The following is an 18692-nucleotide window of genomic DNA, read 5'->3' as shown; positions in this document are numbered from 1 at the left end:
CCGGGGGGGCATCGGGTGGGCCCTGCGCCTGCCGCGCGCGCTGCTCGCCGCGGTGTGCGGGGCCGGCCTCGCGGTGTGCGGCGCGGTTCTGCAGTCGCTGCTGCGCAACCCGCTGGCCGACCCGTTCGTGCTGGGGGTGTCGTCGGGGGCGTCGACCGGCGCCGTCCTCGTCGTCGTCCTGGGGGCCGGTGGCGGGCTGCTGACGCTGTCCGGCGGCGCGTTCGTCGGCGCGTGCACATCGTTCGCCGCGGTCCTCCTGCTCAGTCGGCTGTCCGGGGGAACGACCGCCAAGGTCGTCCTCTCGGGCGTGGCCGTGATGCAGCTCTTCTCCGCGCTCACCTCCGTGATCGTGTTCTCCTCCGCGGACGCCGAGCAGACGCGCGGGGTGCTGTTCTGGCTGCTCGGGTCGCTCGGGGGCGTGCGGTGGGGGGATGTGTGGCCCTCCGCCCTCGCCCTGGTGGCCGTCATCGCCGTGGCGGTGCCGCGCGCGCGGGAGCTGGACGCCTTCGCGTTCGGGGAGGACGCGGCGGCCGCGCTGGGGGTGGCCGTGGGGCGCGCACGGCTGGTGCTGCTGACCGCCACGGCACTCATGACCGCGTTCCTGGTCAGCGCAGCCGGGGCGATCGGCTTCGTGGGCCTGGTCCTGCCGCACGCCGTCCGGGCGCTGACCGGCCCGGGGCACCTGCGTGTCCTGCCCGCGAGCGCGCTGGCGGGGTCGGTCTTCCTGGTGTGGGTCGACACGCTGGCCCGCACCGCGTTCGCCCCGCAGGAGCTTCCCGTGGGAGTGGTGACATCGCTGATCGGAGTGCCCGCGTTCATGTACATCCTCTACCGGGGCCGCCCCCGGGCCCAGGAGCGGCGGTGGACGGGCCGGAGGCCGAAGGCGCACCGCACGCGCGGGGCCGCCGCGGGTATCGTCGGCCCGGTCCGGGAGCCGGAACCGGGCCACGCCCCGCACCGGCCGGTGGGAGGCCGCCGATGAGCCTGGCCGCGCGTGAGGTGTCGTGGGCGGTCGGCGGCCGCCTGGTCGTCGACGGTGTGAGCCTGGAGCCCGAGCCGGGTTCCACCACCGGTCTCCTCGGGCCCAACGGGTCGGGGAAGTCGTCCCTGCTGCGGCTGCTGGCCGGGCTGAGGCCCGCGGCGTCCGGCGCTGTGGAGCTCGACGGCGTGCCGCTGTCGCGGGTGGGGCGCAGGGAGGCGGCGCGCCGCATCGCGGTGGTCGAGCAGGACGCCGCGACCGAGACCGACCTGACGGTGGCCGAGGTGGCGGGGCTCGGCCGGATCCCCCACCGGCGCGGGTGGCCGGCACCGTCCCGGGCCGACGACGACGCGGTCGCCGACGCCCTGGGGCGGGTCGGCCTGGCCGACCGGGCGGGGGACCTGTGGCGCACCCTGTCCGGCGGCGAGCGCCAGCGCGCGCAGATCGCGCGGGCCCTCGCGCAGGAGCCGCGTGAGCTGCTGCTGGACGAACCGACCAACCACCTCGACATCGCCCACCGCTTGGAGGTGCTGGACCTGGTGGCGCGCCTGGAGGTGACCGCGGTGGTGGCGCTGCACGACCTGAATCTGGCCGCGATGTTCTGCGACCGCCTGCTGGTCCTCAAGGAGGGCCGCCCGGTGGCGGCGGGCACGCCGGGCGAGGTGGTCACCGAGGAGCTGATCGCCGACGTGTACGGGGTGCGCTCGGAGGTCGAGCCGCGCGGCCCGGGAGGCAGGCCGTCCGTACGCTTCCTGCCGGGAGCGCCCGCATAGCGGCGACCACCGTGGACGGCCTCGGGGACGGCCTCAGGTTCGCCGCCCCCGGGGTCCTCCCCCACGCGCGAAGAGACGGGGTCCGGCCGCGTAGTGGAACCGCCGACGGCGGCGCACCGGCCAGGACTCCCGAAGGTGGGTCAGACGGACGGAGGCCGCACCACTCCACGGACACCGTTGGCGTCTCCGGCGGGATCCGGTCCTCCCGGGACGATGCATCGAGGTCATGTCCGCTGGAGTGGTGCCATTTCCGTCCGACCTGGCCGGGGCGATCGGGTCCCTTCCGCTGCGGCGGTGCCGCTTCTGTCCGCCCGGATCGGCATGGCATCCGCACCGACGGTCGGGCCCCGTGGGCGGTCCGGGACGCCGAGCAGCAAGGGCCCTGGCCGGGTGGCCTAAGGCCGCCCGGCGTAGGGCGCTCGCTGCCGCAAGAATTTGCACCGCTCCAGCGGACGCGGCCCCATCTCCGTTCACGTCCGCTGGAGCGGAGTGATCTCCGCGGACGCCACCTGAACCGCCATCGACGCGGTCGGACACGGCCCACGTGCCCGCCGCCGCGGTGAACCCGGCCGGTACGTACGCACGGCTCACAGGAATACCCCTGGCCGCTCCCCGCACCTCCCGCCGCACCACCAGACCCACCGACAGCGCCCTCCAACCGATGAGACCGGTCGATGCGGGCCCGCGCACCGCGACCGGAGTGTTTCGGGGTCATTGGAGCCCCGGAAGCAACGCCTCACCCTCGGTTGAGACCTGTTCCCGCTGGGAGACGTCTGCGTCGCCCTCGGCCCCGGTGACCGGCCGCGCAGGGGTGCCCAGCCAGGGCCTGGCCGCGCCCCGGAGCGCGATCGCCCAGACCACCGGGGCACTTCCTCGGCGCTGGCATGCCCCCTTCCCAGGGATGAGAGCCTCCGTCGCACCCGGAACCGGTCACCTCCGGCGGGGCGGCGGGGAGCCCTGCGGGGGCCCATTGCCCCGCTCGCCGCTTCTGTCTAGTTTGGCGTGCGGTCGGGCGCCGACCGCGCACCGGCCGGACCGCTCCCCGGACCCATGAGGTGCGTCTTGCGCAGACCGTCCCCCCGCCTCGGTGCCGCCGCGGCCGCCACCGCGGCCCTGCTCGCCGGTTCCCTCCTCGCCCCCGCCCCCGCGGCGGCCGCCGCCCCGACCGGCGCCCCCGCCGCCGACCGGGCCGACCGGTCCGCCGGAGACATCCTGGACCGGCTGCTCGCCGTCCCCGGGATGCGGCTCATCGAAGAGAAGCCCGCCGAGGACCACCGCTTCTTCGTCCTCGCCTACACCCAGCCGACCGACCACGGCGACCCCGGCGCCGGTACGTTCGAGCAGCGCCTGACCGTCCTGCACCGGGGCACCGACCGGCCCACCGTCTTCTCCACCTCCGGATACGACCTGCCCGCGGACCCGGAGCCGTCGCGCTCGGAACCGACGCGCATCGCCGACGCCAACCAGGTGTCGCTGGAGTACCGCTACTTCGGCGAGTCGGTCCCCGACACCGGGACGGACTGGTCGGCCCTGAGCACCGAGCAGGCCGCCGCCGACCAGCACCGGGTGTTCACCGCGCTCGCCCCCCTCTACCCGGAGGAGTGGATCTCCACCGGGGGCAGCAAGGGCGGCATGACGGCGGTGTTCTACGAGCGCCTCTACCCCGACGACATGGACGGCGTCGTCGCCTACGTCGCCCCCAACGACGCCGACCGGCCCGGCGACACGGCCTATGAGCGGATGCTGGAGCGCGTCGGCCCGCGCGAGTGCCGGGAGGCGCTGAAGGCGGTGCAGGTGGAGACCCTGGAGCGGCGCGAGGCGATGGTCGAGCGCTACGAGGAGTACGCCGAGCGCCACGACGCCACCTTCGACCGGGTCATGGGGTCGGCAGACAAGGCGCTGGAGGCGGTCGTCCTCGACCTGCCGTGGGGCTTCTGGCAGTACGGCGACGCGGCGGACTGCGCGTCGGTCCCCTCGCCCGACGTGTCGGACGACGAGCTGTGGGCGTGGCTGGACGAGGCCTACGGGTTCGCGTTCTTCACCGACCAGGTGGTGGAGCGGTACTCGCCGTACTACTACCAGGCCGGGACCGAGCTGGGGGACCCGCGCCCCCGGGCACCGCACCTGAAGCACCTGCTCCGCTACCCCGGCCTGGACGCGCGCGACCACGTGCCCGCCGAGGTGGAGATGGGCCCGTTCGACCCCACTCTGACGTGGGGGACGGACTGGTGGGTGCGCTGGCGGGCGGAGAACATGCTGTTCGTGTACGGGGAGATGGACCCGTGGAGCGCGGAGCGGTTCCGCCCCGGCCGGAGGACCGAGGACAGCCACCTGTTCGAGGCGCCGGAGGCGAACCACTACGCGTCCATCTCCTCGCTGACGCCCCGGGACGAGGCGGCGGCGACGGCGGCCGTGCTGCGGTACGCCGGGGTCGAGGAGGAGGCGGACGACGGCGCGATCGCGCCCTACGACGCCGAACTCGACGGCCGGGGAGAGCGTGAGCGCGCCGAGGAGGAGGGGCCGCCGATCCCGCGCCGGTAGATCCCGTCCTCGAGGCACCGGGGACCGCGGCCCCGCCACGCTCGGGGCGGCGGTCGCCCCGAGTACATCGCCGACCCGCCCCCGGACGGGGCGCGCGAATGCGCCAGCCGAGCCACCGCTCGACAGGGCGCCGTCACCGCGACGGGACGACGTCAGCGCGGCGACGACCCCACTCCTCGTCACTCCTCATCGCGGCGGACCCGGATCGCCTCCCCCTCCGGGCCGTCCGGTTCGCCGTCCTCGTATCCGTTCAGCGGCGCGTCCCGCTCGCCCCGGCGCGCCTCCTCGGCCACCTCCTCGGAGATGCCGAGTTCGCCGGGCTCCTCCCCCTCCTCTGCCCTCGGGTCCAACTCCCCCTCCGGCGGGTCCTCGATGTAGCGCTCCCACAGGCCGACGTCGACCTCCTGTTCGTCGTCGCCCATCTCCGCCTCGCGCTGTTCCTCCTCGCGCCGTTCCCGGCGCAGGCGCTCGTCGTCGCCGCCGAAGCGCTCGGCCTCCCAGTCAGGATCCCGCTCGGTCATCGCCCGTCCTCCCCTTCGGCTTCCCTGTCTCCCGTGCGGCCGCGGCGCGCCCGTCCCCGGCCGCCGTACTCCTCGGCCCCCGTGCCCCTATCCGCGGCGGCCCCGGCCGACTCCCCCTCGGCCGCCTCTTGACCGCCGGTCCCACCTCCGGGCCTGCCCCCGGGCCCGGCGTCCGACCCGCCACCCGGCCTGTCGGCGGCCGAAGGCAGGTGCATCACCAGCACCGCCCCGCCCAGCAGCGGGCTCTCACCGGCGGTCAGCGTCCCCCCGCCCGCCTCGGCGACGGCCCGGGAGATCGCCAGCCCCAGCCCCGACCCGCCCGGGTCCCTGCGCCGCGATTCGGCCAACCGCGCGAACCGCTCGAAGACGCGCTCCCGGTCGGCCTCGGGGATGCCCGCCCCGTCGTCGTGCACCTCCATGACGACGGTGTCGCCCTCGGTGCGCACCGCCACGAGAATGTACTCGCGGGCGTGCCGCTCGGCGTTGGCCAGCAGATTGGTCAGCACCCGCCCCAGCCGCACCCGGTCGGCGCGCACCCGCGCTCCGGGCTCCAGGTCGGTTCCCACCTCCACCGTGCAGACCCGGCGCTCCACCTCGGCGAGCACCAGTTCCGCCAGGTCGATCTCGGTGTTCCCGGCCGCCACGTCGGCGTCGAGCCGGGCCAGTTCCAGCAGGTCGCCGACGATGCGCTGGAGCCGCTCCACGTCCTGCAGCAGCCCCTCCAACGAGCGTCGGGCCGATTCGGGATCGGGGTCCGGGTCGGCCAGCTCCACCTCCAGCCGGGTGCGCATCCCCGCGATCGGGTTGCGCAGCTCATGCGAGGCGTCGGAGACGAAGCTGCGCTGGCGGTCCATCGCCCGCTCCAGGCGGTCGAGGGTGGCGTTGCCGGTGCGGGCCAGTTCGGCGAGCTCGTCTCCCGTGGTGGGGATGCGCAGTCTGCGGCCGGGGTCGCGCGCGGACAGCCGCTCCAGGTCGCGGCGGATGCTCTCGACCGGCCGCAGCGCGCGTCCGGCGCCGCGCCAGGCCATCCAGCCGACGGCGCCCAGCACCAGTACGCCCACCCCCGCCAGGCTGAACTCCAGGAGCGGCCCGGCGGCGCCGCGGGAGTAGGAGACCGCGGCGTAGACGATCACCGGGCCGTAGGCCTCGGAGTCGGTCTCGACGCCGACGACGCTGAGGCACCCCTCGCCCCCCTTCTCGGGGCACAGGGCCTCCTCCACGAGGAAGTCGCCGTGCTCGGGCCGCGCGGAGATCAGCGGGGGCCTGCCCTGCATGGCGGAGCTCGCGGCGACGACCTCTCCGCCGTCGTCCACCACCTGGATGCGCAGCACACCGGCGGTGGGCGGGATGGCTCCCTCGTAGCCCCGGGTCTCGATGTGGATGGAGACCTGCCGTGCCGTGGCACCGGCCCGGTCGAAGCGCTCCCGCTCGCTCTCGTGCTCCACCCCGATCCCGACCAGGACCAGCGCCAGCGCCAGCGGCGGGGTCACGATGAGCAGCGATCCGGCGGTCGCCCGACCCCGGATCGAGCGCGGCCGCAGCCGCCGCCACATGCCCATGGGAAACCGCCCCTCGACCGACCGGCCCACCGATCGTCGCAGGAGGGGCGGAAGGACCCACACGTGACACGGACGGCGGAATGGGGGTTTTGCGGAGCTTTTACCACCGCACCGGGGACGGACACGCGGTGATTTCTCCGAATCACCCGCGAACAGCACGCAGTCACGATTCAATGACAGGCGGTAGTGGATCGCGCGCCGTGGACGGAGGGCGCGCGGACACTCCGGCCCGTCCGTGCAGGCGCCGCGGCCACGTGCCGGGGCCGCGTTCCGGGAGCCCGCGCCGCAGCAGCCACATGCAGCGGCCGCATCCCGAGGCCCGAAGAGCGTACTCGGGGGTGTGCGCGATACGGGCCCCGGAGGGCGGAGGCGGCGAGCCGCACGGAGACGACGGAGACCACGCACAGACCACGCAGACCGCGCAGACGAGGAAGAGGACCGCGATGCCGAACCTGAGGACGAGAACGGCCCTGGCAGGACTGGCCGCGGCGGGGGCCGTCGCACTGGCCGCCGCGTCCCCGGTGCACGCCGCCGGGCCCGATGACAAGACGCAGAAGATCCACGAGGCGCAGGAGATGCTGGACGCGCAGCAGGGCAGGTACTCCGCCGCGCGCCTGGTGCTGGAGTGGACGTTCGAGGACGGGGGCGGCGGGAACAGGGTGACCCTGAGGTGCCACCCGACGGGCGGCTCGCACCCCGACCGCGCCGAGGCGTGCGACTCGCTGACCGAGGCGGGCGGCCACTTCGAGCTGCTGCGCAACACGGGCGAGCCGTGCACGATGGAGTACCGGCCGGTCGTGGTCTCGGCCGAGGGGAACTGGTTCAAGCGCCCGGTCGACTACACCGAGACGTTCAGCAACCCGTGCGTGGCCAAGGTCGAGACCGACCGGGTCTTCGACTTCTGAGCCCGGGCCCCGGCCGCGAGGCACCCGGCCTCCGCGAAGGGCCGGCGCCGCCCGGGGCACCCGCACACACACCGGTCGGCGGCGGTGGTGGACGCCCCGCATCCCCCACCGCCGCCGACCGGGCCCGGTGATCGCCGCCGAGGCCGTACCCGCGCTCCCGCCTGCCGATACGGCGCGCCCGGGGCACCCCGCGACGGGCTCGGCGAAGGTGCCCTCGAAGCCGAACGAGGGTGCTCTCGCCCCCCGGTCCGACTCCGCCCCCGTCGAGACCATCGCCAAGGGCGCCCCTCCTCCGCGCCCCGCCGCCCCCGCCCTCCCCTCACGCCCGCTCCCCCGGGGACCCACACCCCCTCCCCCATGACCTGCGGCGTCGTGCATAGTCGCCCCCCACTTGTGCACTGCACAACATTGGGCTCACCCTCTTCTGGGGATCTGTACACCTTCCTTACATTCATGGGCCACCGGCTTTTTCCGTCCGGTCTCGCCCTTTTCCCCCGAAGGAGAACCCGATGCGACCAACCCGCCCGGTCCGCGCGGCCGCCCTCGTCGGGCTCGCCGCGGCGCTGGCCGCCTGCGCTCCCGCCCAGACCGACGGCGCCTCCCCCGGCGCCGACGAGATGGAGGGCACCCTCCGCGTCTGGCTGTTCTCCGAGGTCGACCAGGAGCCCAAGGAGGCGGTCGTCGACGAGGCCGTCGCCGCGTTCGAGGACGCCCACGACGGCGTCACCGTGGACGTGCAGTACATCCCGGTCGACACCCGTGCCGAGCGCTTCCGCGCCGCGTTCAACGACCCCTCCTCCGCCCCCGACGTCGCCGAGTACGGCAACACCGACCTGGCCGGGTACGTCGAGTCCGGCGGCTTCCTCGACGTCACAGAGGACCTGGCCGACTGGGAGGACCACGCCGACATCGCCGAGGACGTCGGCGCCACCGCGCAGGTCGGCGACGGCACCTACGGTGTCCCGTGGTTCCTCGGGGCCCGCGCCCTCTACTACCGCACCGACGTCTTCGACGACCTCGGCCTGGAGGCGCCCGAGACCCTGGAGGAGGTCGTGGAGGCCGGGCGCGCCGTCCGCGAGGAGGACCCGGACATGCTCGGCGTCTCCGCCGGCGGCGCCTACACCTACGGCTTCCTGCCCTTCGTCTGGGCCCACGGCGGCGACATCGCCGAGCAGGAGGGCGACGGCTACACCTCCGCCATCGCCTCCGACGAGGCCAAGCAGGGCTTGGAGCTGTACTCCGAGATCCTCTCCGACGACGTGTGCCCGCCGCAGACCTGCGCCGAGATGGGCGGCAACGACAGCGTGCAGAACTTCGTCGCCGGGAACGCCGCCATGACCATCGGCGGCAACTTCAACCTCAACGCGGTCCAGGACAGCGACATCGCCGACGACGCCGCCGTGGTCCCGCTGCCCGGCACCGAGCCCGGCAGCATCGCCCCCGCCTTCGCGGGCGGCAACAACCTGGGCGTACTCGCCGGGACCGACAAGCGCACGCTGTCGGTGGAGTTCATGAAGCTCCTGGCCGGCAAGGAGTACCAGCGCGAAATGTACGACGCCATGGGCAACCTGCCGACCTTCACCGACGTGCGCGAGGAGATCGCCGCCGAGGACGAGGACATCACCCCCTTCATCGAGACGATCGACGCCGGGACCCGGTTCGTGCCCGCCACGGGCGCCTGGGCCGCCATCGACGCCGAAGGGGTGCTGCCCACCATGGTGCAGCGGGTGGCCTCCGGCGACGCGGACGTGGACGAGGCCGCCGAGGAGGCGTCCGCCTCGCTCGACGAGGCCTTCGCCGGGGAGTGACCCGACGCATGGGCCTGCTCGCACCCGCACGCCGGGGCCCGGGGGCCGCCTCCCCCGGGCCCCGGCGCCGCTCCCTCGAACCGTGGATGTACCTCGTGCCCGCCCTGGCGGTCCTGGGCACGATGCTCGTCTACCCCCTGTACCAGCTCGTGCTGGTCTCCTTCTACGACTACCGCCAGCCTCAGGTCACCGGCGCCGAGCCGCTGCGCTTCATCGGCCTGGACAACTACGCCGACCTGTTCTCCGACGCGCGGTTCTGGGAGGTGCTGGGCAACACCGTCGTCTTCGCCGCCGCCTGCGTGGTCGGCACCCTGGCCGTCGGCGGGGGCCTGGCCGTCCTGGCCACGCGCCTGTCGCCGTGGGTGCGCACCCTGCTGTTCCTGGCGGCGCTGGGCGCCTGGGCCACCCCGGCGGTCACCGGCAGCGCCGTGTGGCTGTTCCTGTTCGACCCGCTGCTGGGCCCGGTGAACCAGGCCCTGGCCGGGCTGGGCCTGGAGGGCTTCACCGGGCACTCCTGGACCTACGGCAAGTGGTCCGCGTTCGGCCTGGTGTGGTCCCAGGTGGTGTGGTGCTCGTTCCCGTTCGTCATGGTCACCCTCTACGCGGGCATCCGCGCGATCCCCGGGGAGGTGATCGAGGCGGCGCGGCTGGACGGCGCCTCGACCGGGAGGATCGCCCTGTCGGTGATGCTGCCGATGCTGCGCCCGGCGATGACGATCGTGACCATCCAGTCGATCATCTGGGACTTCAAGATCTTCACGCAGATCTACATCATGACGGGCGGCGGCGGGATCGCCGGGCAGAACCTGGTGCTCAACGTCTACGCCTACCAGCAGGCGTTCGCCTCCAGCCAGTACGGGCTGGGCTCGGCCATCGGCGTGGTCACCACCGTGCTGCTGCTCCTGATCACCCTGGTGTACCTGCGGACCCTGCGCCGCCAAGGGGAGGTGCTGTGATGCGAGGCGTCACGACGCTGCGCCGGATCCGCACGGACGGCGCCGGGCTGCTCATCGCCGGGGCGGTGGCGTTCCCGCTGTACTGGATGGTGCTGTCGGCCCTCAAGCCCCGCACCGCCCTGGAGGCGGGCGACCCGCGGCCCTACACCCTGGAGCCGACGCTGGACTCCTTCCGCCGGGTGCTGCTGGTGGACGGGTTCGGCCAGTACCTGCTGAACAGCCTGCTGGTGGCGGCCGTGGTGGTGGTCTTCTCCACGCTGTGCGCCTTCCTGGCGGCGGTGGCGCTGACCCGGTACCGGTTCCGCATGCGCACCACCCTGCTGATCATGGTGATCACCGCGCAGATGGTGCCGGTGGAGGCGCTGACCATCCCGCTGTTCTTCCTGATGCGCACCATCGGCGGCACCGTACCCGGCCTGGGCCTGAACCACCTGGGGTCGCTGATGCTGGTGCACACCGCCTTCGCGGTGCCGCTGGCGATCTGGATGCTGCGCGGGTTCGTCGCCGCCGTGCCCCGGGAGCTGGAGGAGGCGGCCTGGCTGGACGGCGCGGGCAGCCTGACCTTCGTCACCCGGGTGCTGTTCCCGCTGACCGCCCCCGGGGTGGTGGCCACCAGCATCTTCTCCTTCATCATGACCTGGAACGACTTCCTGTTCGCCCGCACCTTCATCATCTCGGCGCAGGAGAACCAGACGCTGCCGATCGCGCTGCTGTCGTTCTTCAAGCCCGACGAGAACGACTGGGGAGGGATCATGGCCGGGTCGGTGCTGATGACGCTGCCGGTGCTGGTGTTCTTCCTGTTCGTGCAGCGCCGACTGGCCTCGGGCCTGGGAGGAGCCGTGAAGGGATGACCGCCGACGCCGCCCCCCGCCGCAACGCCTCGGTGTCGCTGCGCCGGGCCCTGGCCATCCTGGAGTTCGTCCGGTCGACGCCCGCCGCCAGCGGCGGGGCGACCCTGACCCAGCTCGCCGAGGGGGTGGGGGTGAACAAGAGCTCGGTGCTGCGGCTGTCGGCGCCGCTGCTGGAGGCGGGGCTGCTGGCGCGCGACCGGGACAGCGGACGGTTCCGGCTGGGCCCGGCGGCGCTGTCGCTGTGGCAGGCCTACCTGGACCAGATGGACCTGCGCTCGGTGGCCTCGGACCACCTGCGGCACCTGATGCGGCGCACCGGGCACACCTGCCACCTGGTGCTGCTCGACGGGCACGACGTGGTGTACGCGGACAAGGTGGAGAACACCACGACCGTGCGGATGGCCTCCCGGATCGGCGCGCGGATGCCGGCCCACCGCACCGCGGTCGGCAAGGCGATCCTCGCCTTCGCCCCGCCCGACCTGGTGCGGGACGTGCTGGAGGAGGGGCTGTCCCCGGCGACGCCGCGCACCGTCACCGATCCGGAGGTGTTCGTGGAGGAGCTGCGGCGGGTGCGCGAGCGCGGTTATGCCATCGACGACCGGGAGAACGAGCCGGAGGTGCGGTGCGTGGCGGCCCCGGTGTTCGACCACAACCGCGACCCGATCGCCGCGATCAGTGTGTCCTCGCTGGTGAGCCGCCTCCCTGCGGCGCGGGTGCGGCAGCTGGGCCCGCAGGTGGCGGCGGTGGCCGCGCGCATCTCCGCCGACCTGGGCGCCCCCGCGGCGCCGCCGCCCCCGCGCGGGTCGGGGGCGGCGGCCGGGCCGGGCTGAGGCGGGGCCCACCCGCCCCGGTGGGCCCGGTGGGCCCTACTCGTAGGGGTCGGGCGGGTCGGCCACCTCGTCCATCTCCTCGACGGTGAACCGGTGGTCGCGCACCTCCTGCAGGTCGCCCTCGGGCTCGTCCCAGGTGCCGCGCACCCGCCACCAGCTATCGGCCTCGGGGGCGGGCTCGTCGGTGATGAGCACCCGGTTGACCACCGCGTCGGCGGCGCAGCAGGCCATCTCCAGCCGGGCCAGGTACCAGCCCTCGCCCTCCGGGTTCGGCACGGTGAACCCGGTCAGTTCGATGGTCTTGCCGGACATGGTGCGCTCCTCGTCGGTCCAGGCACGGGAGACGAACTCGCGCATCTCCAGCTCCACCGGCCCGTCACCGGCCTCGGCGAAGGGGTCGTCGCGGTACTCGCTGAGGTCGACCCGGTCCGGGGCGGACGAGGGGCCCTGGGCGGTGGCGGTGTAGGCGCCCAGGGCGGGCGGGGCCACCACGAACACCGACACCACGGGCAGCAGCAGGAGCCACGCCACCCGGGGCCCTCCCTCGGCGCCGTGGCCGCAGGAGGCGGCGTCCTGCCTGTCGGAGCCCCGGGCGGCCGAGCGCAGGTCGGCGGCGATCACCACGGCGCCCAGGGCCACCAGGACCGCACCGGCCGCGATGAGGAAGGGCCGGAAGTAGCCCTGCACGTAGTTGAGGTACAGGTCGGAGGCGAGCGTGGTGCCCAGCGCGGCGGCGCCGAGCAGCACCAGGACCAGGCCTTGGGCGATCCGGTTCACAGGAGCAGCCCTCCGATCAGGAACGTGAACACCAGGGTGGCGGCGAGTGTGAGGGGGACGAAGCGGCGCACGAAGCCCCAGCCGAAGGTACCCGCCTGCAGGGCGATGAGCTTCAGGTCGACCATGGGGCCCACCACCATGAAGGCGAGCTGGGCGGTCGGGGAGAAGGCGTTGAGGCTGGCGGCGACGAAGGCGTCGGCCTCGGAGCAGATCGACAGCAGGATCGCCAGCGCCGCCAGGACCAGCACGCCCACGACGGGCAGGTCGCCGACGCCGTTGACCCATTCGCGCGGGACGGCGACGTTGAGGGTGGCGGCGGCGATGGCGCCGACGACGAGGAAGCCCCCGGCGTGGATGAGGTCGTGCACCATCGAGTCGCGGAAGACCTCGGCCTTGGTGGCGTCGGGGTCGTGGTTGGCGCGCGGCGGGCGCAGCCAGTCGGCCTTGCCCAGGCGCGCCCAGATCCAGCCGACGACCACGGCGGCGCCGAGCGAGGCGAGCAGCCGCGCCACCCACACCTCGGGGCGGCCGGGGAAGGCCACGGCGGTGGCGACGAGCACCACCGGGTTGATGGCGGGGGCGGCGAGCAGGAAGGTGAGCGCGGCGGCGGGGGCGATGCCGCGCTTGATGAGGCCCCCGGCGATGGGGACGGAGGCGCATTCGCAGCCGGGCAGCACGGCGCCGGACAGTCCGGCGACGGGGACCGCGGCCATCGGGTTCCGGGGGATGACCTTGCGGTAGAAGGAGGCGGGGACGAACGCGGTCAGGGCGGCCGACAGGGCGACGCCGAACACCAGGAACGGCAGCGCCTGGAAGGAGATGGCGGTGAAGACGGTGGCCCAGGCGAGGAAGGCCTCGTGCTCCAGGCCTCCGGCGAGCCACACGTTGGCCGCGGCCATGGCGCTGATGAGGATCGCGAAGAGCCAGACGGTCGCGGCGCGCCGGGGGCCGCTGGGGCGGCCCCAGTCCGGTGGCGGGAGCTCGTCCCCGGGGCCGTCCCAGTCCGCGACGATCGAGTCACCGAGGGAGGAGGCCTGCGGCCGGGCCGGGCCCGGTGGGCTGTCGGACACGTGTGCACTCCGTATCGGGTGGGCTGGTGCCGTGGTGCGGCGCGCGGTACCCGGCGAATGGTACCGAAAACGGTTATCGCCCGCGCTCAGGGGCGCGGCGCGTTCCCGCGGCGCCCGCCGGGTCGGGGCATCGCCGCCGCCGGCCGGTCGTCGGGGTGTCGGGCCTCGCCGGGGCGCGGTGGAGGTGGGACAGAGGGTACGTGGAAGTCGGACAGAGGGTACAGCGTCCGGGGACCGGAGTGCGGGCCTTCCACAGGATCGGCGGCCCCGAGATGGCGCTCCGCGCACGCGGACGGCCCCGGTCCGCGTCGGACCGGGGCCGTCTCTGATTCGGCGGGGCGGCGGCCGGGAGGGTTCCCCGGATCCGCCCCCCTAGAGGCGGTCGCCGGGCGCCGGGGCCAGGTCGGTCTCGCTCTCCCAGCACTGCACCCCGGCGACACCGGGCAGGCGGTCGCGGGTGAACACCGGGTCGCGCCCCTCCTTGCGCTGGGCGGTGTAGTCGCGCAGCAGCAGGAAGGCGATGCCCGCCAGCGGGGCGATCGCGATCAGGTTGATGGTGGCCATGACGCCCTGGAAGACGTCGGCCATGGTCCACACCAGGTCCAGCGGGGCGACCGCGCCCGCGAGCACCATGGCCAGCACCAGCACCCGGTAGCCGTTCACGACCCCGGTGGAGGCGGACATGAAGCGCAGGTTGGACTCGCCGTAGTAGTAGTTGCCCAGCACCGAGGTGAAGGCCAGCAGGAAGAGGATGACGGTGAGCGCGTGCACCGCCCACACGCCCAGGTTGGCCTCCAGCGAGGCCTGGGTGAGCGAGGCGCCCTCGCGCTCGCCGTAGGAGGGGTTGGCGACCAGCACGATGAAGGCGGTGATGGAGCAGATCAGCAGGGTGTCGAAGTAGACGCCCAGGGTCTGCACCAGGCCCTGCTTGACCGGGTGGCTGACGGCGGCGGTGGCACCGGCGTTGGGGGCCGAGCCCAGGCCGGCCTCGTTGGAGAACATGCCGCGGCGCATGCCCTGCACGATGGCGGCGCCGATCCCGCCGGAGACGAACTCGCGGACGCCGAACGCGCCGGAGACGATGTCGCCGAGCACCCGCGGGACCTCGCTCAGGTTCATGGCGACCACGACCAGGCCGATGACCAGGTAGGCCAGGGCCATGAAGGGCACCAGGAGCTGGGCGACGTGGGCGATGCGGCGCACGCCGCCGAAGATGACCGCGGCGACCAGGATCGCCAGCGCGACGCCCACGCCCCACAGCAGGCCCGGGCCGGTCTGCACGCCGACGGCGGCCACGGAGCTGTCGATGGCGTCGGCGATGCTGTTGGCCTGCACCGAGTTGAAGATGAAGCCGAAGGTCACGGTGATGACGACGGCGAAGATCAGGCCCATCCAGCGGGCGCCCAGGCCGAACTGCATGTAGTAGGCGGGGCCGCCGCGGAAGCCGGTGCGGTCGCGCACCTTGAACAACTGGGCGAGGGTGGACTCGACGAACGCGGCCGAGCCGACCAGGAGCGCCATCAGCCACATCCAGAACACGGCGCCGGGGCCGCCGAGGGCGATGGCGGTGGCGACGCCGACGATGTTTCCGGTGCCCACGCGCGAGGCGGCGGAGATGGCGAACGCCTGGAAGGAGGAGATCGCCTTCTTGCCGTCGGCCGCCGCGGGCGGCTGGCCGCGCAGCACGCGGAACATCTCGGGGAAGAGGCGGACCTGCACGGCCCCCGAGCGCACCGTGAAGTAGACGGCGAGGATGAGCAGGAAGGGGATGAGCAGGTAGCCCCAGAACACATCGTTCACAGAGACGATGGCGTCGTTCAGTGCGTCCACGCGGTGGAGTTCTCCTTCGAGGCGGGCACGGCGCACCGCCCGGGGTTCCCGGGTGGAGGCTGTGCGGGCCGGCAGCGACGGTGCGGCCGCCCGGTGGGGAGGCCGACGCGAGCGGCGACCCCCGGATCCCCCGTGGGCGTCCACCGCTTCCATCTTGGGTGCGCAGCGCGTTCGTGCTGATCACCGACACGCCGAGCAATACGGGGTGACCCCGCGCACAGGAGACTGTACACCCAAATCAGACCTTTCCCTCACACGGCCACAAACCTCGGATTTCCCTTGGGTGCGGGTTATCGGGCACGGCGCGCGGGAACCGCTCCGAGCAGAGGCGGGCGAGGTTAGGAGCGGCCATGGACGGCGACGGCGCCTCCCATCTCGGACACGGGCGGAGCTGGGTCTGCGTCGGCCTGATGGTCGCCGGGTTCACGGGCGCCGGGGTGGCGCTGACGCTCGGCCCGGCATGGGTGTGGGTGGCGGTGGGCGCCGCGGTGTTCGTCCTCGGGGGGTGCCTGGCACTGGGGCTGGGGATCACGGACGACACGGTGACCGAGGAGCAGCTCGTCCACGGCGCCGACCACGGGGGGACGGGGGCGGTGGGCCCCGAAACCGAAGAGCCCCGCCCGGCGCCTCCGACCGGTTCGACCGCAGCGGACGGGGACGCCCCCTCCCTCGGCGACGAGCAGGAGCCGACGGACGCAGCGCCCGAGTCCGACGCCGACGGAACCGTTCCCTCCCCCGGCGGATCCTCACCGCCACAGGGAACGGCCCGCCCCCGCCCGAATGCGGGCACCGCCCCGCCTCCCCCGCGTGAGGAGGCGACGCCCGAGGAGCTGGGAAGGTTCTGCCTGGCGGCCATCCGCCGCGAGTTCGGCCCGCCGGGGCGGTCGCCCGAGGGCGACCACATGAGGTGGAGGGTGCAGGACGCGGTGTGGCGCCTGAGGGACCTGCCGCCCGAGGAGGGCGAGCACGAGGACGCCCGCGCGTCCTTGGCGGAGGTGCACCGCCGGTGTCTGGAGTTCCGCGCCCACGGCTGAGCCGGAGATCCGTAAGCGTGCCACGCCCGTGCCATGCCCCGGGCCGCTTACAGTGCCGTGCCCTCCGCGTCGGCCTCCGGAAGGCCCGCTTCCCTTGGTGGCACCGACGGCCCAGCCCACACCGGGCATCCGTTCGCCCGGTGCCAGACCCGTCCCGGCCCCCGACCATCCACGACTCGGTGCCCCCGCGTCGGCCCCAAGGAGGCCCGCCCCCGATGAGGCCGGCCTCCCGGGGATCACCGCGGTCAGTCGCCCGAACGGCGGGCGCCTTCGCGGCCTCCCCGCGGGCGGCGGCCGTGCCCGGGACCGCTGCGGCGTGGGCCCCTCCGGGGGCCGCGGCTGCGCGGGCGCTCCGGCTCGGGCGGCTCCACCCACGGCACGCCGGAGGGCTGCTGGGCCCCGGTCACCTCGGCCAGCAGGTCGTCGCCGGGGTTGACCAGGTGCTGCTCGGCCTGCACCCCTGCCTCGCCGAGCAGACGGCGCGCGACCCGGCGCTGGTTGGGCTGGACGATCGAGACCACGCGCCCGGACTCGCCCGCGCGGGCGGTACGCCCGCCCCGGTGCAGGTAGTCCTTGTGCCCGTTGGGCAGGTCGACGTTGACCACCAAGTCGATCCCGTCGACGTGGATGCCCCGGGCGGCCACGTCCGTGGCGACCAGGGCGCGGATGCGGCCGTCGCGGAACTTGGCCAGGGTCCTGCTGCGCACGCTCTGGGACTTGCCGCCGTGCAGGGACGCGGCGGGGACCCCGGCGCCGGCCAGGCGTTCGCTGATGGTGTCGGCCCGGTGCTTGCTGCGCACGAACAGGATGGTGCGCCCTTCGCGGGCGGCGATCTCGGTGACGACGCGGTCCTTGTCACGGGGCAGGACGCGGAGCAGGTGGTGGTCCATGGTGGCCACGCGCGCGGTCGGCGGGTCCACCGAGTGGGTCGCGGGGTCCGACATGTAGGCGCGGACGAGCCTGTCGACGTCGCCGTCGAGGGTGGCCGAGAACAGGAGGGTCTGGGCCTCGGGACGGATCCGGTCGAGCAGGTCGCGGACCTGCGGGAGGAAGCCCATGTCGCACATCTGGTCGGCCTCGTCGAGGACGGCGGCCTCCACGGCGCCCAGGTCGCAGGCGCCCTGCTCGATGAGGTCGGTGAGGCGGCCGGGGGTGGCGACGAGCAGGTCGACGCCGCGCCTGAGGGCGGTGATCTGCCGACCGTAGGGGGTGCCGCCGACGACGTCGCCGATGTGCGCGCCCACCGCGCGGGCGTAGGGCATGAGCGCGTCCCGGGCCTGGTGGGCGAGCTCGCGGGTGGGGACGAGCACCAGGGCGCGGGGGCGCTTGGGCGCGGCCCGGCGGGCGGAGGCGCGGACCAGCAGCGGCAGCCCGAAGGCCAGGGTCTTGCCCGACCCGGTGCGCCCGCAGCCGAGCACATCGCGCCCGGCGAGGGCGTCGGGGATGGCGGCCGCCTGAATGGGGAACGGCCGGGTCACACCGTTGCGCTCCAGTGTCCGGACGAGCGGCTCGGGCAGGCCCAGGCCGTCGAACGCAGGGCGCGCGGCAGTGTCCGTCAAGTGACGTCTACCTTCCTCGTCGAAACGGCGACGTTCCGGGGAAGGCCCCACACCGTGCGGGGTGGCACGGACGGGCGGCCGAGCGAACGCGCCGGATGCCGCGCCTCGGAGCCGGAGTCCGGCCGGGCGCCGAGCGGCCCGTCGCGCCGGATGCGCGCAGCGAAGATCGACCGCCGAGGAGCAGCGTACTAGAAGGCCCCAGACCGCACGCCCCGGCCCCGGCAGGGGAGGCCGCCGGGAGGTGATCCCCACACGTCGGGGCTGCGTACCCGGGAATCGATTCCCGGGCGGAGGGCGGACGGCCGAGGCGAAGAAGCGGCGGCGACGGAGGCCACGGGTCACGTCGGCTGGAGTGGTGGAACTTCTGCCGNCTGGCGGCCGGGGGCCGCACCCGCCGAAGGCGGCCGCTGGCCAGGGCTTCGAAGCCCGGCCCGGTCCACCTCGGAACCGTCACCAACAGGCCGACCCTGCCGGACGGAAGTCCCACCACTCCAGCCGACGCCATCTGCCTTCCGCCGGGTTTCTCCCGGTCCGGGAGGACGGCGGCTGGGCTGGTGCCCCGCTCACGGGTCCCGGTCGAGCGGCGGGTTGCCGGGATGTGAGGGAGAGGGCAGCAACGACCAAGGGCGGCGGCCCTCACCGCAGCGTCGTCGGCCGCCGGGCGTGTGCGTGGCCACCGTAAATGGCGGCGACGGCACA

Annotated in this window: 15 protein-coding genes; 9 read left to right on the top strand and 6 right to left on the bottom strand. The window is 74.0% G+C overall.

From position 1 onward, the window contains the following. The 3 genes from D476_RS35160 to D476_RS0130590 all read left to right on the top strand — a co-directional run. Positions 1–982: FecCD family ABC transporter permease (locus D476_RS35160; RefSeq protein ID WP_017627684.1), on the top strand; the 982-nt coding region annotated here is incomplete at its 5' end. Then, complete coding sequence (locus D476_RS0130600; RefSeq protein ID WP_017627683.1) at positions 979–1752, top strand: ABC transporter ATP-binding protein; 774 nt, start codon at positions 979–981, stop codon at positions 1750–1752. The genes D476_RS35160 and D476_RS0130600, both read left to right, overlap by 4 nt. 1062 nt (positions 1753–2814) lie before the next feature. Beyond that, complete coding sequence (locus D476_RS0130590; RefSeq protein WP_017627681.1) at positions 2815–4293, top strand: S28 family serine protease; 1479 nt, start codon at positions 2815–2817, stop codon at positions 4291–4293. A gap of 179 nt (positions 4294–4472) precedes the next feature. Here D476_RS0130590 and D476_RS0130585 read toward each other — a convergent pair whose 3' ends face one another. Together D476_RS0130585 and D476_RS0130580 are read right to left on the bottom strand one after the other, a co-directional pair. Beyond that, entirely contained in the window at positions 4473–4814 is a 342-nt protein-coding gene (locus D476_RS0130585) for a hypothetical protein (RefSeq protein ID WP_017627680.1), read from the bottom strand. Then, on the bottom strand, positions 4811–6373 hold the full coding sequence (locus D476_RS0130580) for a sensor histidine kinase (protein WP_017627679.1): 1563 nt from the start codon (positions 6371–6373) through the stop codon (positions 4811–4813). The genes D476_RS0130585 and D476_RS0130580 overlap by 4 nt, the downstream gene beginning before the upstream one ends. A 443-nt stretch (positions 6374–6816) precedes the next feature. Here D476_RS0130580 and D476_RS0130575 point away from each other — a divergent pair, with 443 nt between their 5' ends. The 5 genes from D476_RS0130575 (at position 6817) to D476_RS0130555 (ending at position 11723) form a co-directional block, all read left to right on the top strand. Continuing rightward, the gene (locus D476_RS0130575) at positions 6817–7278 is read left to right on the top strand and encodes an SSI family serine proteinase inhibitor (protein WP_017627678.1); all 462 of its coding nucleotides are present in this window, start codon (positions 6817–6819) and stop codon (positions 7276–7278) included. A 509-nt stretch (positions 7279–7787) separates the two neighbouring features. After that, positions 7788–9086, top strand: a complete 1299-nt coding sequence (locus tag D476_RS0130570; protein WP_017627677.1) for an extracellular solute-binding protein — start codon at positions 7788–7790, stop codon at positions 9084–9086. Positions 9087–9094: 8 nt separating this feature from the next. After that, positions 9095–10042, top strand: coding sequence for a carbohydrate ABC transporter permease (locus D476_RS0130565; protein ID WP_017627676.1), 948 nt, complete (start codon positions 9095–9097; stop codon positions 10040–10042). Next, positions 10042–10893 carry a carbohydrate ABC transporter permease gene (locus D476_RS0130560; RefSeq protein WP_017627675.1) on the top strand — a complete coding sequence of 284 codons (852 nt, stop codon included), beginning with the start codon at positions 10042–10044 and terminating at the stop codon, positions 10891–10893. The genes D476_RS0130565 and D476_RS0130560 overlap by 1 nt, the downstream gene beginning before the upstream one ends. Then, the gene (locus D476_RS0130555) at positions 10890–11723 is read left to right on the top strand and encodes an IclR family transcriptional regulator (protein WP_017627674.1); all 834 of its coding nucleotides are present in this window, start codon (positions 10890–10892) and stop codon (positions 11721–11723) included. Before D476_RS0130560 ends, D476_RS0130555 begins: the two co-directional genes overlap by 4 nt. A 36-nt stretch (positions 11724–11759) precedes the next feature. On the opposite strand, the gene D476_RS0130550 is transcribed toward D476_RS0130555, so the two are convergent. The 3 genes from D476_RS0130550 to D476_RS0130540 form a co-directional block, all read right to left on the bottom strand. Further along, entirely contained in the window at positions 11760–12500 is a 741-nt protein-coding gene (locus D476_RS0130550; protein WP_017627673.1) for a TIGR03943 family putative permease subunit, read from the bottom strand. After that, positions 12497–13570, bottom strand: coding sequence for a permease (locus tag D476_RS0130545; protein WP_017627672.1), 1074 nt, complete (start codon positions 13568–13570; stop codon positions 12497–12499). Before D476_RS0130545 ends, D476_RS0130550 begins: the two co-directional genes overlap by 4 nt. A 372-nt stretch (positions 13571–13942) precedes the next feature. Then, the gene (locus tag D476_RS0130540; protein ID WP_017627671.1) at positions 13943–15400 is read right to left on the bottom strand and encodes an alanine/glycine:cation symporter family protein; all 1458 of its coding nucleotides are present in this window, start codon (positions 15398–15400) and stop codon (positions 13943–13945) included. A gap of 350 nt (positions 15401–15750) precedes the next feature. On the opposite strand from D476_RS0130540, the gene D476_RS35845 reads away from it, so the two are divergent. Further along, on the top strand, positions 15751–16434 hold the full coding sequence (locus tag D476_RS35845) for a chromosomal replication initiator protein DnaA (protein WP_017627670.1): 684 nt from the start codon (positions 15751–15753) through the stop codon (positions 16432–16434). A gap of 245 nt (positions 16435–16679) precedes the next feature. On the opposite strand, the gene D476_RS0130530 is transcribed toward D476_RS35845, so the two are convergent. Continuing rightward, positions 16680–17993, bottom strand: coding sequence for a DEAD/DEAH box helicase (locus D476_RS0130530; RefSeq protein ID WP_017627669.1), 1314 nt, complete (start codon positions 17991–17993; stop codon positions 16680–16682). Positions 17994–18692 lie beyond the last annotated feature (699 nt).

It is taken from the genome of Nocardiopsis chromatogenes YIM 90109 (assembly GCF_000341185.1).
GTDB classification, from domain to species: Bacteria; Actinomycetota; Actinomycetes; order Streptosporangiales; family Streptosporangiaceae; genus Nocardiopsis_A; species Nocardiopsis_A chromatogenes.
Note: the sequence above shows the minus strand (reverse complement) of the source record. Positions and strands in the feature narration are given on the sequence as shown.

Coding starts and splice junctions, on each gene's coding strand:
- D476_RS0130600 (WP_017627683.1), top strand. CDS start 979: ATGAGCCTGGCCGCGCGTGAGGTGTCGTGGGCGGTCGGCGGCCGCCTG.
- D476_RS0130585 (WP_017627680.1), bottom strand. CDS start 4,814: ATGACCGAGCGGGATCCTGACTGGGAGGCCGAGCGCTTCGGCGGCGAC.
- D476_RS0130580 (WP_017627679.1), bottom strand. CDS start 6,373: ATGGGCATGTGGCGGCGGCTGCGGCCGCGCTCGATCCGGGGTCGGGCG.
- D476_RS0130575 (WP_017627678.1), top strand. CDS start 6,817: ATGCCGAACCTGAGGACGAGAACGGCCCTGGCAGGACTGGCCGCGGCG.
- D476_RS0130570 (WP_017627677.1), top strand. CDS start 7,788: ATGCGACCAACCCGCCCGGTCCGCGCGGCCGCCCTCGTCGGGCTCGCC.
- D476_RS0130565 (WP_017627676.1), top strand. CDS start 9,095: ATGGGCCTGCTCGCACCCGCACGCCGGGGCCCGGGGGCCGCCTCCCCC.
- D476_RS0130560 (WP_017627675.1), top strand. CDS start 10,042: ATGCGAGGCGTCACGACGCTGCGCCGGATCCGCACGGACGGCGCCGGG.
- D476_RS0130555 (WP_017627674.1), top strand. CDS start 10,890: ATGACCGCCGACGCCGCCCCCCGCCGCAACGCCTCGGTGTCGCTGCGC.
- D476_RS35845 (WP_017627670.1), top strand. CDS start 15,751: ATGGACGGCGACGGCGCCTCCCATCTCGGACACGGGCGGAGCTGGGTC.